Genomic DNA, 14,983 nt, shown 5'->3' with positions numbered 1-14,983 from the left:
CAGCGTTCTAAATAGTTTTAGAACATAAGTTTTTCATTGGTCTCATCACTACACAACAACACAACGACCATTGTTTAACAAGTCTCATACAGTAATTGAGACAGAAAAAAAAATTAATGATTCCACAAACATTTAAAGAGGTCATTGACCTTGGTGACGGTAGAGAAATTTCTATTGAAACCGGAAAACTAGCAAAACAAGCACATGGTAGTGTGGTTGTTCAATCAGGCAAATGTATGTTATTATGTACAGTTGTCTCAAACTACCATCAAGCTGATGTTGACTTTTTACCTCTAACTGTCGATTATAGAGAGAAATTTGCAGCAGCAGGAAGATACCCTGGAGGATTTTTTAAGCGTGAAGCCAGACCAAGCGATGGCGAGGTATTGACCATGCGTTTAGTAGACCGTGTTCTTAGACCTTTATTCCCTAAAGACTACCATGCTGAAACACAGGTAATGATTCAACTAATGTCTCATGATGAGAACGTGATGCCAGATGCCATGGCCGGATTAGCTGCCTCTGCCGCAATTCAGCTTTCAGATTTCCCATTTGAATGCGCCATATCAGAAGTACGCGTTGGACGTGTAAACGGTGAATTCATAATTAATCCAACCAGAGCACAACTAGAAGAATCAGATATCGATATGATGATTGGTGCTTCTGCTGACTCGGTGATGATGGTTGAGGGTGAAATGGATGAGATTAGTGAAGAGGAAATGACAGAAGCCATTAAGGCAGCTCATGAAGCTATTAAAGTACAATGTGCTGCTCAGTTAAGATTGGCTGAAGCTGTAGGTAAAAAAGCAACTAGAGAATACGAACCTGAAGTCGAGGACGAAGAATTAGCGGCCAAGATACATGATTTGGTTTATGATAAAACCTATGACATTGCTAAGCAAGGGTCGAGTAAGCAAGAGCGCGGACTAGCATTTAGCGAAATTAAAGAAGCTGTATTTGAATCTTTTTCTGAAGAAGAGCAAGAAGAACTTGGTAAGCTGATTCATAAATATGTAGCAAAGGCTCAGAAAAAAGCGGTACGAGACTTAACACTTAACGAAGGCTTACGTCTGGACGGTAGACAAACCACTGATATCAGACCGATTTGGTGTGAGGTGGATTACTTACCATCTACGCATGGTTCGTCAATTTTCACAAGAGGTGAAACTCAAGCCTTGGCAACAGTGACTCTAGGAACTTCTAGAGACGCCAATATTATTGACATGCCATCTTATGAAGGTGAAGAGCGTTTCTATTTGCATTACAACTTCCCTCCATTTTCAACTGGAGAAGCGCGTCCTATAAGAGGAACTTCTAGACGTGAAGTTGGTCACGGAAACCTTGCGCAACGCGCGCTTAAAGGAATGGTTCCAGATGACTGTCCATACACTGTAAGAGTTGTATCTGAAGTATTAGAATCAAACGGATCGTCTTCGATGGCGACTGTTTGTGCCGGTACAATGGCGTTAATGGATGCTGGTATTCAAATTAGCAAACCAGTCTCAGGAATTGCTATGGGATTAATTTCAGAAGGAGATAAGTATGCTGTACTATCTGATATTTTAGGTGATGAAGATCATCTTGGTGATATGGACTTTAAAGTTACAGGAACCAAAGATGGTATTACTGCATGCCAAATGGATATAAAAGTTAAAGGCTTATCATATGAAATTCTTGTAAATGCTTTAATGCAAGCAAAAGATGGAAGGCTTCATATATTAGGAAAACTAACTGATACCATCGCTGAACCAAATGAAGATGTGAAAGCTCATGCACCTAAAATGGTAACCGCGATTCTTCCAAATGATCTTATTGGTGCCTTTATTGGACCTGGTGGAAAAGTTATTCAAGAACTTCAGAAGGAGACAGGAACAACCATTGTTATTAATGAAGATCCTGTTACTGAGGAAGGAATTGTTGAAATTCTTGGAACGGACCAAGCCGGCATTGATGCGGTTCTAGCTAGTATTGATTCTTTAATGTTCAAACCAGAAAAAGGAAGTGTTTACGAGGTTAAGGTTATTAAAATTCTTGACTTTGGCGCAGTTGTAGAGTACACGGAAGCACCAGGAAATGAAGTGTTGTTACATGTAAGCGAGCTGGCGTGGGAACGCACCGAGAACGTTACTGATGTTGTAAATATGGGTGATGTTTTTGATGTTAAGTATTTTGGAGTAGATCCTAGAACGCGTAAAGAAAAGGTTTCACGTAAAGCAATTTTACCAAAACCAGAAGGCTGGGAAGATCGCCCAAGAAATAATAACAAAAATGGTAATAGAGGTCGCGATAATCGAGGTAGAGATAATAGAAACCGAGATAATAGAAGGGACCAAAGAAAACCAAGAGAAGATCAAAAAGAAGATTAAAAAGAAGATTAAAAAGAAGATTAATTGAGATAATAAAAAAGAGCCTATATCAAATTTTGAATAGGCTCTTTTATTTTATACAGGATATATTTCTATTTTTCAACGATTTAATCCGAATCTTATCCATTTATATGAAGAAATTGTAAAGAAAGAGTGTAAATTTTGTAACATTTTCTTTAGATTTACCGTATAACCACCAGGCAGCAGACAGTTGCTCAAATCATTGTAGAAATCAAATAGTACATGAGACAACTAAAAATTACGAAGCAGGTTACCAACAGGGAGACTGCATCGTTAGATAAATATTTGCAGGAAATTGGTAAGGTAGATCTTATCACGGCTGATGAAGAGGTGGAATTGGCTCAAAGAATTAAAGCGGGTGACCAAATTGCACTTGAAAAATTAACAAAAGCCAATTTAAGATTCGTTGTTTCCGTAGCAAAGCAATATCAGAATCAAGGTTTAACCCTTCCGGATTTGATTAACGAGGGTAACCTAGGATTGATTAAAGCAGCACAACGTTTCGATGAAACTCGAGGATTTAAGTTCATCTCGTATGCTGTATGGTGGATTAGACAGTCGATTCTTCAGGCTTTAGCAGAACAATCACGTATTGTTAGATTACCTTTAAATAAAATTGGATCTATCAATAAGATCAATAAGACCTTTGCATTTTTAGAGCAAAGTCATGAACGTCCCCCAAGTGCTGAAGAGATTGCCAAGGAATTGGATATGACTATTAATGACGTTAAAGAATCAATGAAGAATTCTGGTCGTCATGTATCTATGGATGCTCCATTGGTTGAAGGAGAAGATTCAAATCTTTACGATGTATTGAGAAGTGGTGAATCTCCAAATCCAGATAAGGAATTGTTGCATGAGTCTTTGCGCACAGAAATTGAGCGTGCTCTTGAAACTTTGACTCCTCGAGAAGCAGATGTTATTCGTCTTTATTTTGGTTTAGGAAATCAACATCCAATGACCTTAGAAGAAATCGGAGAGACTTTTGACCTTACTCGAGAACGTGTAAGACAAATAAAAGAAAAAGCAATAAGACGTTTAAAGCATACGTCTAGAAGTAAAATTCTAAAGACATATTTAGGTTAGTAGCTTATTTACGACCTATATAAGGCAACAACAGTTACAAAACATAACTGTTCGTTTTTTGATTGATGAAAGAACCCACGGCTGATTACCGTGGGTTCGCTTTTATACTAATTCTTCTAATTTTGATTGGACGATTTTAATTAATTTTGCAAGCAACTTTTAAATAGGATTTATGGCATCAAAACTTATTGCTCCATCAATATTGGCAGCAGACTTCGGAAACCTTCAAAGAGATGTTGAAATGGTGAATTCCAGTGAAGCTGACTGGTTTCATATTGACATCATGGATGGAGTTTTTGTACCTAATATTTCTTTCGGAATGCCGGTACTAAAAGCCATTGCAGAGCATGCTTCCAAAACTATTGATGTTCACTTAATGATTGTAGATCCTGACAGATATATTAAGACTTTCGCAGATTTAGGTAGTAACAATCTCACCGTACACTTCGAAGCATGCACCCATTTGCACCGAACTGTTCAGGCTATAAAAAATGAGGGTATGAAGGCTGGGGTAGCTTTAAATCCCCATACCAACATTAATGGGCTAGAAGATATTATTACAGATTTGGATTTGGTATGTCTAATGAGTGTGAATCCCGGATTTGGTGGACAATCGTTTATTGAAAATACTTACCAAAAGATTGAAGCCCTAAAGGAACTGATTGATAAAAAAAATGCCGCTACTTTAATTGAAATTGATGGCGGTGTAAATGACAGAAATGCAAAAAAATTAGTTGATGCAGGTGCCGATGTTTTAGTTGCTGGAAGTTTTGTTTTTAAAAGTGAAGATCAGGCAGCGACAATTTCAAACTTAAAGTCCATTGTCAATACCTGATCTAACTAATCTGCTTTAGTAATCAATCAAATAAAACGCAACATATAATTTATGAGGTCGGTGGTTGTAACTATCCCAACCAAATAATCGTTTTCTATTACAGGTAAAGCGTGAAATTCTTCTTTTGCAAGTATTTTGGCAACCTCTTTAATGGTAGTATCAGCGGTAACAGTAGTTACGTTTTTGACCATTACCTGCTCAATACTAAACATGTTGTATACCAATGTATCAACCTCTGTTTCGCTTTCATCCACAGCATCGGCAAAGCTAATTCTAAGTAAATCCGAATAACTCAACATTCCAATAATAACTTCCTCAGAAACAACCGGAATATGTCTAATTTTATGACGTTTAAACAACATTTCCGCGCGTTCTAGATCATCTCCTCTACTTAGGGCAATAATATCTTTGGTCATTATTTCAGACACTGGTACATCTCGTCTCATAATTCCGGTCTTTAATTCAATACTAAAATTAAAGGAGATATAGCTGAAAAACCATGACTTTTATCAGCGCATAATTAGAATTAAAATAATATCTTATTAAGCCTGACTACCATAGCCATAGCCGTAACCATAGTTATAAGAATAACCATAGCCCTTACTAGCACCTACACCATTTAACACATAAGCCATATTCTTAAGTTTACCAGACTCATAAAGCTCTTTTGAAAAAGCCAGTAAACTCTTATCTGTGAAGTTTGCTCTAGCAATATAAATGGTGGCATCTGCTAATTTTGAGATTAGCATAGTGTCTGTAACTAGTATTGTTGGTGCTGTATCTACAATGATATAATCGTACTCAACTCTAGCTTCCTCAATTAGTTTTTCAAAACGACCGTTCGTTAATAGCTGGGCTGGGTTTGGAGGTATACTTCCTGAAAGTAAAATACTATGATTAGAATGCTTATCAAAAGCCTGAATCAAACCATCTCTCCAATCAAAGTCTAAATCATGCAAATAATTTGAAAGCCCTGCCTGATGCTTATCTGAGTCTATCAATGAATGTACTTGAGGGTTCCTTAAGTCAGCACCTATTAAGAGAACTTTTTTATTTATACTAGACAAGGCCAAAGATAAGTTCATACTAACATAGGTTTTGCCTTCACCCTTAATTGTAGACGTGCAAAAAATAACCTGCCCTTCTTTATTCTCACGCAAAGGCAAAAGGAAATCAACATTTGCAGATAATATTCTAAATGCCTCCGCCAATATTGAGCGATCATTTGGATTATTGAAAATCGTATTCTTGGACTTTCTAGTGTCTGGTATTTCACCAACTAATGGTATTTCAGGGTTTGCTTCTATAATATCGCTTTTATCATATAATTTGGTATCTAGTAGAAACACCAAATACAGTATTCCTGCTGGGATTCCAAATCCGATTAGAATAGCGATAAAAACAGCATTTTTTCCACCCAGACCTGATTTTATTTCCTTTGAAAGTGGTGCTTCAATCACTTTAATAGATGATTCGATATTTGCAATATTGATCAAAGCTTCTTCTCTTTTTTGAAATAAGAACAGATATAAGGTTTCTTTTATACTCTGCTGTCGCTCAATATTTCTAAATAGCCGTTCCTTTTCAGGAAGGGAAGCAAATTGCTGATTTATTTTATCATCCCGACTCTCTAATTGTTCTTTTAACAATGTCAATTGATCAATTGAAGATCTAACTGTTTCAAAAATATTTGCTCTTAAATCTGCTAAACTTTGATTTAATCTAACAATTTCAGGATTATTAGGACCACCACTCTTTACCAATCTTATCCTTTCAAAAATCATGGTATTATACTCCATTATAAGAGTATTCAGATTTAGTTCTTCTGAGTTAAAACTATTAGGCAATAAAGTCAGTTCTTCTGTTTCACTATCTAGTTGTTTAATTATAAACTCCAATAAACTTAACTGACTATTCAATTTAAACAGTTCTTCTTCCGATTGAATTGCTGAAGAAACGCCTCTTTGCAAATCAGCCTCTGGTGAAATAAATCTGTTATCAATCTTAAAATCTTGCTTGTTAATTTCAATGGTATCTAATTCTTCAACTAAAATTTTAAATCGTTCATCAATAAAATCAAGCGTGTTTTCAAGAACTGCTTTCCTATCGTTTCTACCATCCTCTTTTACAACTTCATGTAGCGTATTTAAAACCTCCTCCATACGAAGTCCATTTTCACCTTTAAGAGTTAATTGTAGAACGTCACTTGATCGGCCAGTTATCTCCACATTCAAAGAATTCTTAAGCTGATTGGTAGCCGCTTCCATAGGTACCATCTTTAATTCATAGGTCTTCCCAATGAAGCGCACTATAGTTTCTTTATCAAAGACATGAATATCAAATGGGAGCGTGTGAGAGATAGATCGGGAACTGTAATTGGGCAATTCCAATAACAACTCATCATCAAAATTCAATATGTCAATCCCCTTGGCGTGAATAGAGAACTTAAATGTATTCCATTTGACATCTTTGTTTTTTATCCGCTTATCAATCTTGAAAGGAACACTAGCAATTTCAGTAGTGAGCACATTGCCTTGGTCAAACCATCGGTATGTAAGATTGGTACGGTCAACGACCTTTTCCAATACATCGTATGATTTAATAAGTTCAATTTCGTTATCTAGGTTGATATTTCTTCTGTTAAAAATAAAAGCCGCTGAAGGTAACTCTAGCCCCTTACTTTTATCGAGAATCTTTATTTTCGATACTGTCTGAAACTCTTTCTTGGTATAACGTAACTTAAGAAATATTAAAGAAATAACAATAACAAGAGATAATAGGAAGAAATACCAATACCTCAAATATTTTTTGATTTCTTTTTTTATTTGACTAACCTGATGAGATGTTGATTTATTTTTCATAAATCTTGGCTATTAATTAGCTGAAAGTAGAGCGATAATACCAATTGCAAAGGTTGCAAACCCTAACAAGGCAGTTAAACTTGGAATATAACCAGCTCGTTTTACCTCAGGCCCGTTTTGTTTAATGTAGATAATGTCGTTTGGTTTTATAAAATAATAAGGACTAGAGGTAATATCCATTGAAGTTAAGTCTAAATGGGTGACTCGCCTCATCCCATCAACCTCACGAATTAGTAAAACATCTTCTCTAACACCGTTTAATGTTAAATCCCCAGCAAGACCTAAGGCTTGAATAATGGTCAAATTTTGATCTGTAAAATTAATTGTCCCAGGGCTTCCTACCGAACCTAGAACTGTAAATTTAGCATTCATTAAACGAACTCTAACAGTAGGATCTTTTATATGATTACCATCAATTAACATTGATGTTAACTCTTTTTCTAATTGCTCCGTTGTGAGCCCTTCAACCGTGATTGTACCAAGTATAGGAAAGTTAATTTCAAAATCTTTATTCACCACATAGCCATCAAAAACTTGATTTTGATTGTTATTTTGTCCTGTATTAGGCAATTGAAAGTTATAGGGAGCAGCAACCTCCATCTGTAAAGCACTAACTTTAATATTTAAGATGTCATTAGGCTGAATAGTTGCATCTTCATAAACTAAAGGTTCCGACTCATAGGTGGCACTATCCTGAAAATAATGAACATCTTTTTTAGTAGCACAGGACGCCAGACTCAGGATGATAAGGGCCATTAAAAGTAACCTCATAGTGAAGATATGAATTGAAACAAATATAGCTGCTATTCTACAACTTACAAAAGAATAGGAAAAGGCTTTTGACCTTCTTAACTAAAGCGTTTGATCAATTTAGACCTGTAACGTAATCTTCTAGTTTTATACTTAAACCGTTTCGCCCAAAAATAAATGAAGAAGGCGTAGTAAAAAAGGCTTCCAAAGACAAGAAGTAGAATTAATTGGGAGTGTATGTCTAAGTCCTTACCCAAAATCACCATACATACAATGGCAAAATTAACAGCAACAATTGAAAGTGTTGTTTTTCCATGTGAAAAACCCAATTGCAAAAATCGATGGTGCAAATGGTTTTTATCAGCTATGAAAGGACTTTTCTTGTAGATAAAAGCTCGGACTATAAATATTCTAAGGGTGTCCAAAAGTGGAAAAAACACAATGGATAGCGCAAGGACTGGTGCATAAGCTTCAAATGATTCTACATTAAGTAGCTGAACTTGCCCTATAAATCGAACCACAAAAAAAGCTATTAAAAAACCTACTAACATGGAACCAGTATCTCCCATGAACAATTTGCGTCTTTTTGAAAAATTAAGTCTTAAAAATGGAATAAGGGATCCAACTAGGCCAACTGCTAATGTCGCAATACTTATATCACCTAAACTCATAAAAATAACCGCAAAACAGGCACTAGCAAAAAGACCCAAAGTACCAGCAAGGCCATCTACACCATCTATTAAATTATAACCATTAATAATTACTAAATAAACAAATAACGTAAATATAACTGATACCCAATAAGGCATAATCGCAACGCCAAAGATTCCTGATAATCCAACTATTCGAGTATCAGTAAAAATTATTAGTAACAACGCAACAATCAACTGACCAATAAACTTCTTTCTAGGAGATAGAATTAACAAGTCATCTTTTAATCCTAAAAAAAACAGAAAGGTCATACCTCCTAAGATTAGTAGTAAAACCTTGGTATCCAACAAGGCCCCAATCAGAGTTATGACAACCACCATACTCATATAGATTCCAATACCACCTAAAGTAGGAACATTTGAAGAATGAGTACTTCTCTCGTCTGGCTCATCCATAAGGTGTTTAGCTTCTGCTACCCTTAGAATAGCTGGAAAAGAGCTAAACGAAACTATAAAGGCGAGTGAGAAAGTAATTAATAACCATAAATACTTGTAATCTAGCGGATTAAAATATTCTAACAGGCTTTGAATCATGTGGTTAGGCCTTTAGTTACGGTCTTATTAAGACTGATTGAGAACACAAATTAAACGTAATTAATTGGCAAAAACAAGTTATCTGATAATTTTAAGAATTGCTCACAATCAATAAATTAACATTTTAATAACAATATAAATAGTACATTATTTAATGAACCATTGCGGAACTTTTTGAATATTTTTCTTCAAGAGTATCAAAAACGGAAATCGCATGTTGTTTCCTTTCAAGGCTAAATAGTCCTCTTTGCTTTTTTCAATAATATTTCTTATCGATTTATTACTTTCCCCACCAACTCGCATTAATACGAATACTTCAGGGATATAATTATATGTATGACCTGGCTTATTAAAAATACGTAAGATAAAATCATAGTCAGCTGCAATTTTAAACTTGGTATCAAATAAACCGTAAGAGGCATAGATCTGATTCCTTAAAAATAAAGTAGGATGTGGGGGCATCCATCCCCGGTTTAATAGATTCTTATGGAATTTTGAAGATTTCCAATACCGTTTTGTCTTTGCTAAGTCCCTATGATCCACATATTTTAAGTCTCCGTAAACACCATCGGGGTTATTTTTTTGAAAGTTTTCAATAATTAAACTAATTGTATCAGGGGAATTTAAAACATCATCCGAATGAACAAATCCTATAATGTCACCAGAAGCCCTATCAATTCCTTTATTTAAAGCGTCATAAATCCCATTGTCAGGTTCAGAGACTACTGATACATTCGTATGAATAGTGGCATGATCTTCAACAATACTCACAGTTTGATCCGTTGAACCCCCATCAATAATTAGGTGCTCAATATCATCATAAGACTGAGAAGCCACTGAATCCAAACACGATTTAATTGTAAATTCGCTGTTGAAGGTCGCTGTAATAAGAGAAACTTTCACTTTTCAGTATTAATTCTACGTTCATTGACTTTTACAGCTGGTACCCCTTTGTAAATACCATAAGAGTCCATGGACTGGGAAACCACAGACCCTGCTGTCAGCACAGCATGCGGACCTACAATAACACCCTGGGTTACAACAGATTTTGCACCTATCCATGAACCGCTTTTTATTTGAATTGGTTTTACAATTAGGTCAAAGGTTGGTTTCTTATAATTATGATTGCCACTCAATATTAGTGCCCCTTGAGAAATACATACATTATCCCCAATATCCACAATTGCTAAACAATCAATCCATACCCCCTCCCCTAGCCAACTATTGTCTCCAACTACAAGAAACCAAGGATACTTAATATTAACATGTGGTTTGATCACTACATTCTTACCTATCCTTGCACCATACTTACGTAGAATAAAAATCTTTATAGTATTAAACGGAAACCATCCATTATTAAGGAAGATTAAATTACAGAAATACCAGGTCAACCTTTTAAAACGTGATCCCGGGTCATACCAAGAATTGTCATATTTGGATAGATCTACGTCTAAATTTGATTGACTCTCCACTAAATTACCTTTTCAAAGTACTCGATTGTTTTTAATAACCCTTCTTCTAACTGAATCTTTGGTGTCCAACCACCTAATTTTTCCTTGGCAAGGGAAATATCTGGACGTCTTTGCATGGGGTCGTCCTGAGGTAATGGTTGAAATACAAGCTTGGACTTGGAGTTAGTTAATTGGAGTATTTTTTTAGCTAACTCAACCATGGTAAACTCTCCTGGATTTCCAATATTAACTGGTCCCCAAAATCCTTGCTCAGAATTCATCATCCTTATCATACCTTCAATTAGATCATCAACATATTGAAAACTTCGTGTTTGAGTACCATCACCAAAAACAGTTATATCTTCACCCCTTAAGGCCTGAACAATGAAGTTAGAAACCACACGTCCATCCTGAGGATTCATTCTAGGTCCATAGGTATTAAATATTCTAACAATCTTTATATCAACATCATTTTGATTCTTATAATCCATAAATAATGTCTCAGCGCATCTTTTACCTTCGTCGTAACAAGATCTACTTCCAATGGGATTCACATGGCCCCAATAAGATTCTGGCTGGGGGTGAACTTTGGGATCTCCATAAACTTCTGAGGTGGATGCCTGGAGAATCTTTGCTTTCACTCGTTTTGCCAGCCCCAACATATTTATGGCGCCCATTACGGAGGTTTTGATAGTTTTAATTGGGTTGTACTGGTAATGGACGGGTGAAGCCGGACAAGCCAGATTATAGATTTCATCCACTTCAATCATGTAAGGATTGGTTACATCGTGTCTAACCAATTCGAAAAAATGGTGATCCATTAGATGTTCGATGTTCCTTTTTGATCCAGTAAAATAGTTATCAAGACATATTACCTCATTACCTTCGTTAAGCAGTCGTTCACATAAATGTGAACCTACAAAACCTGCTCCGCCAGTGACTAAAATTCGTTTCATATTATTTAATTAGGGCAAAAATAAATTTTTATTTGCATCAATAACGCTATTATCATTAATGAATTCGTTCGCAAATAAGAAAGCGTTTTTGGATAATTTTTCATATTGAGAAAGAGTTATTTGGGTAATTTGCTCTAATACTCCCACTATCGTTTCCTCTTTATCTATATCAAGATCCCAACCTACTTTCTTATCTTTTAAATTTTGCCATGGTGTTTTATTAGAAATAATTACTGGTAATCCAACTGATAATGCTTCCAATATTGCATGCCCAAAATTCTCACCCTCAGATAACATAATGAAAAAATTATAAGCACTCATTATATGAGGAATTTGTTCGCTATCAGCTATTCCTTTATACTGTATATTAATATGAGTGGGCATCCCATTTATTATGCCAAGACACTGGGCCCAATATTCCTGATCGTAAATAGAACCATAGATATCAAGAGCTAAAGGATATTTAACCTTAGAAATGGCCTTTAACATTCTTAATGTTCCTTTTTCTCTGGCTATTCTTGCAACATTCACCAATTTTACTGGCACCTCCAATCCCTCATAATGAAATTGCTTTTCAATTTTTCTAGCAAGATTAGGCGCAATTTTAACTCTTACATCTTTTCCTATCCACTGCCTAACTCTCTCTGCTTCGGTCTCATTGGTAGCGTGTAATACCGCATTATTATAAAAACCGAATACTCTAGCTGCCATCAAGAAAAATTTTTTCTTGAAAGGTTTCACAGAAAAAGCTTGCTCATTCAACATTCCTCTTGCCGAAACTATGACATTGGGATGTTTTTTTAAGATTAATAACGGTAAAATGGAAAAATTCCAGCTATAGATTCCATTGATAAGGACAAAATCAAAATGTTTTGATTTAAGAACCTTTGATATACCTGAACGATTAGTGCGATTTGAAGATAAATAATACACCTTTAATCCAGGCTTTAAATCAACCCATTGATCAGATTCAATTCCCTCGTAAGGCGTAATCTCGCAATAATCAGTATTTCTTGTAAGAACATAAAAGTCTATTTCAGAACTTAGGTGATCTATTAGGTTAGAATAACTTCGAACAGGCCCTCCTGACTTTGTACCAGGTAAAAACCAATCAATTGATATGAGAACTGAAGTTTTACTCATAGCTGATTAACTTCATTATAAATGTTCGCATATAGTTTTGATATTCTTGACATTTGAAATCTCTCAACATTCTTCAATCCCTTTTGAATTAAATCCTCACGATAAACCGAATCTTTGATAATTTTATTGACTGCATTCCTAATTTGATCGATATTAAGAGGATCAACCAAACATGCGCTATTTCCAGCAACTTCTTTCATAGCACCAAAATTTGATGTTATAACAGGTCGGCCAATTCCCTGTGCTTCAATAATAGGCATTCCAAAACCTTCGTAAAGTGATGGAAAACACAAAAGATCCGACCGTTTGTAACAATTAATTACATCACTAAAACTTAAAGAGCTAAAGTTTTCATAGTTTAGGTTGTATTCCTCTAGCAGTTTGCCTTGATTTTCGGTTAATTTTCCAATAATAATCAGTTCAACACTCATCCCTTTAATTGCATTTAATGATCTTTCCAGATTCTTATTTTGTTTTGTTCCTAAAAGCAGAATCTTGGGTTTACTTTCATTAAAATTCTTATTCAGATTTGGTGTGATCATCTTATTAACTGGATTAGGGATTACACGAATCTTGTGAGCTTGATTTGGAATTAGCTTAGACAATTCTATTTTAGTAAACTCCGATATTACTGTGATGACCGACACCTTCATTGCTGGCCATTTAAACCAGAAATATCTTTTAAGCATTCTTTTTAAAGCATTTCCCTTCAAAGCAGAATTAACATCGTGCACGGTTAGAACTGACTTTTTCCCTAATTTTAAACAGATGTAGTTGATATCACCAGTAACATGATATACCACGTTTTTATTTTTTTGTATACTCAATAAATTTCCCAATAAGGACTTTAAAGAAGCCCCTGGATAAGGCATCTCAATGCAATCCACTTTAAAGCCCTTGCTAAGCTCATCTGCAATAGAGTTAAAAAGCCCTTCAATACTATGATATTGAGGCTGTCTCTTTCTGAAAATATAATTAATGTGAAGTTTCAATACTAAAATTCCAATTTAAAAAGCGACGTGCAGCCCAAAAAAATGCAAAAACCACTATCAACGATTTTATTAAATGATTCAACACCACTACCAATTCTGTTTCGGCTTTAACCACCTGAAGAAAAACAAGCGGCATAAATGCAACTATTAAGTTATTTTTTATTGCTATTCGTGATAACCAAAGCCAGATCCTAACAAGAATAAATCCCCATAAACCCATAAAAATAGCACCCCAAAAATTACCGTAATTAGCATAAGACTCACCAATAATACTAATACCCATTGATGTATTCTCCCCTAACAATAAGCCAGTATAGCGTTCAAAGTTTTCCTGACCCCCTGCCTTCTTTTTATTAGGATTTAGAAAACGTGGCAAAATAGAAGCAAAAAATGCCTCTTTAACAGTGCTTCCACCTGCATATCCAACATTCTTAGGTACATGATCAATTATGGCACTTATAATCCACCCTTGATTAAGTCTGATATTATTGGATTCTGTGCTATCCTCATCTTCATAGGTTCCTTCTAAAAAAATAGCATCCACGATAAGTGAATAAAACAATTCGAACTTGTTTCCTGAATATCCATTCCATACTTGCGCTCTATATGCAGCTTTTATAGTTTGCAAAGTGGTAAGAGACATAAGACCAGCAAAAACTATTAAGATTACTGTTTTCTTAGTTGGCTTGTACTTAACAGCCCAAAACAAAAAGAAAAAGACCGACCACAAGACAAGATCATGGAATAAGGCATTACGAATTGAATTAATTAACAAATAAACCAAGGCCCCATAAAAAATTTGTTTGAGTCTTTTGTCCTCAGAAAAAAATAGAATTATGGCACCAGCATATTTAAAATTACTAACGATAAAAACAAAAAAACCAAGAGAGCCTGGAACAAAACCAGATAGTAAATCAAATACGACTCCTATCAGAAATATTAATAATCCATAATTCTTAAATCTTTTAAGCTCAACGACCGCATCTCTCAAATAAATTCGTTTTCTAAGGCCTAGTAAAGAAACCAGAGAAAATAAAATATAGGCCGGAGAAACAAAGGACATATAGCGATCTTGGTCGACGTACATGTAATATTTAAAATGAAAGCTAGGGGAATTATACTCGATAATGGGACCAACTATCCATTGCAGTCCAGCGATCAAAAGCATTAATTCTATAATTGGTACGCTCTTCCCTATTTCTAGCAATAATCTAATTGCTACAAAGCTTACCATTGCCAATCCCAAATAACTCCACATATCCATCGCTAGAAATATTC

General features: G+C 35.2%; 13 protein-coding genes. 3 read left to right on the top strand and 10 right to left on the bottom strand.

All coding sequences use genetic code 11. From position 1 onward, the window contains the following. Nucleotides 1-116: 116 nt before the first annotated feature. From DN064_RS03660 to rpe, 3 genes are all read left to right on the top strand, one after another. The gene (locus DN064_RS03660) at nt 117-2,366 is read left to right on the top strand and encodes a polyribonucleotide nucleotidyltransferase (RefSeq protein WP_115461240.1); all 2,250 of its coding nucleotides are present in this window, start codon (nt 117-119) and stop codon (nt 2,364-2,366) included. 243 nt (nt 2,367-2,609) lie between these two features. After that, the gene (locus tag DN064_RS03655; protein WP_114300575.1) at nt 2,610-3,473 is read left to right on the top strand and encodes a sigma-70 family RNA polymerase sigma factor; all 864 of its coding nucleotides are present in this window, start codon (nt 2,610-2,612) and stop codon (nt 3,471-3,473) included. 172 nt (nt 3,474-3,645) lie between these two features. After that, on the top strand, nt 3,646-4,308 hold the full coding sequence (gene rpe / locus DN064_RS03650; RefSeq protein ID WP_115461239.1) for a ribulose-phosphate 3-epimerase: 663 nt from the start codon (nt 3,646-3,648) through the stop codon (nt 4,306-4,308). Between the two features lie 26 nt (nt 4,309-4,334). Here the strand turns inward: rpe and DN064_RS03645 are convergent, their stop codons facing one another. From DN064_RS03645 to DN064_RS03600, 10 genes are all read right to left on the bottom strand, one after another. Next, the gene (locus tag DN064_RS03645) at nt 4,335-4,754 is read right to left on the bottom strand and encodes a CBS domain-containing protein (protein ID WP_115461238.1); all 420 of its coding nucleotides are present in this window, start codon (nt 4,752-4,754) and stop codon (nt 4,335-4,337) included. 96 nt (nt 4,755-4,850) lie between these two features. Then, a complete protein-coding gene (locus DN064_RS03640; RefSeq protein ID WP_115461237.1) occupies nt 4,851-7,169 on the bottom strand; it encodes a GumC family protein in 2,319 nt (772 codons plus the stop codon). A gap of 12 nt (nt 7,170-7,181) precedes the next feature. Further along, nucleotides 7,182-7,940 (bottom strand): polysaccharide biosynthesis/export family protein, encoded by a 759-nt coding sequence (locus DN064_RS03635; RefSeq protein WP_115461236.1) that lies wholly within the window; start codon nt 7,938-7,940, stop codon nt 7,182-7,184. Nucleotides 7,941-8,017: 77 nt separating this feature from the next. Then, nucleotides 8,018-9,163, bottom strand: coding sequence for a glycosyltransferase family 4 protein (locus tag DN064_RS03630; protein ID WP_115461235.1), 1,146 nt, complete (start codon nt 9,161-9,163; stop codon nt 8,018-8,020). Nucleotides 9,164-9,310: 147 nt separating this feature from the next. Next, complete coding sequence (locus DN064_RS03625; protein ID WP_115461234.1) at nt 9,311-10,066, bottom strand: glycosyltransferase family 2 protein; 756 nt, start codon at nt 10,064-10,066, stop codon at nt 9,311-9,313. Beyond that, nucleotides 10,063-10,635, bottom strand: coding sequence for a WcaF family extracellular polysaccharide biosynthesis acetyltransferase (locus tag DN064_RS03620; RefSeq protein ID WP_115461233.1), 573 nt, complete (start codon nt 10,633-10,635; stop codon nt 10,063-10,065). Before DN064_RS03620 ends, DN064_RS03625 begins: the two co-directional genes overlap by 4 nt. Continuing rightward, nucleotides 10,635-11,570 (bottom strand): UDP-glucuronic acid decarboxylase family protein, encoded by a 936-nt coding sequence (locus tag DN064_RS03615; protein WP_115461232.1) that lies wholly within the window; start codon nt 11,568-11,570, stop codon nt 10,635-10,637. Before DN064_RS03615 ends, DN064_RS03620 begins: the two co-directional genes overlap by 1 nt. A 9-nt stretch (nt 11,571-11,579) precedes the next feature. After that, nucleotides 11,580-12,713, bottom strand: coding sequence for a glycosyltransferase family 4 protein (locus DN064_RS03610; RefSeq protein WP_115461231.1), 1,134 nt, complete (start codon nt 12,711-12,713; stop codon nt 11,580-11,582). Next, nucleotides 12,710-13,705 carry a glycosyltransferase family 4 protein gene (locus DN064_RS03605; protein WP_115461230.1) on the bottom strand — a complete coding sequence of 332 codons (996 nt, stop codon included), beginning with the start codon at nt 13,703-13,705 and terminating at the stop codon, nt 12,710-12,712. Before DN064_RS03605 ends, DN064_RS03610 begins: the two co-directional genes overlap by 4 nt. Beyond that, nucleotides 13,689-14,969 carry a hypothetical protein gene (locus tag DN064_RS03600; RefSeq protein WP_115461229.1) on the bottom strand — a complete coding sequence of 427 codons (1,281 nt, stop codon included), beginning with the start codon at nt 14,967-14,969 and terminating at the stop codon, nt 13,689-13,691. Before DN064_RS03600 ends, DN064_RS03605 begins: the two co-directional genes overlap by 17 nt. Nucleotides 14,970-14,983 lie beyond the last annotated feature (14 nt).

This window comes from Winogradskyella aurantiaca (assembly GCF_003362725.1).
Taxonomy (GTDB): domain Bacteria; phylum Bacteroidota; class Bacteroidia; order Flavobacteriales; family Flavobacteriaceae; genus Winogradskyella_A; species Winogradskyella_A aurantiaca.
This window is presented reverse-complemented; position numbering and strand designations above follow the sequence as displayed.

Excerpts from the sequence above, each read along its gene's own strand:
- DN064_RS03610 (WP_115461231.1), bottom strand. The coding sequence starts at position 12,713 with ATGAGTAAAACTTCAGTTCTCATATCAATTGATTGGTTTTTACCTGGT.
- DN064_RS03615 (WP_115461232.1), bottom strand. The coding sequence starts at position 11,570 with ATGAAACGAATTTTAGTCACTGGCGGAGCAGGTTTTGTAGGTTCACAT.
- DN064_RS03660 (WP_115461240.1), top strand. The coding sequence starts at position 117 with ATGATTCCACAAACATTTAAAGAGGTCATTGACCTTGGTGACGGTAGA.
- DN064_RS03600 (WP_115461229.1), bottom strand. The coding sequence starts at position 14,969 with ATGGATATGTGGAGTTATTTGGGATTGGCAATGGTAAGCTTTGTAGCA.
- DN064_RS03640 (WP_115461237.1), bottom strand. The coding sequence starts at position 7,169 with ATGAAAAATAAATCAACATCTCATCAGGTTAGTCAAATAAAAAAAGAA.
- DN064_RS03655 (WP_114300575.1), top strand. The coding sequence starts at position 2,610 with ATGAGACAACTAAAAATTACGAAGCAGGTTACCAACAGGGAGACTGCA.
- DN064_RS03645 (WP_115461238.1), bottom strand. The coding sequence starts at position 4,754 with ATGAGACGAGATGTACCAGTGTCTGAAATAATGACCAAAGATATTATT.
- rpe (WP_115461239.1), top strand. The coding sequence starts at position 3,646 with ATGGCATCAAAACTTATTGCTCCATCAATATTGGCAGCAGACTTCGGA.
- DN064_RS03635 (WP_115461236.1), bottom strand. The coding sequence starts at position 7,940 with ATGAGGTTACTTTTAATGGCCCTTATCATCCTGAGTCTGGCGTCCTGT.
- DN064_RS03630 (WP_115461235.1), bottom strand. The coding sequence starts at position 9,163 with ATGATTCAAAGCCTGTTAGAATATTTTAATCCGCTAGATTACAAGTAT.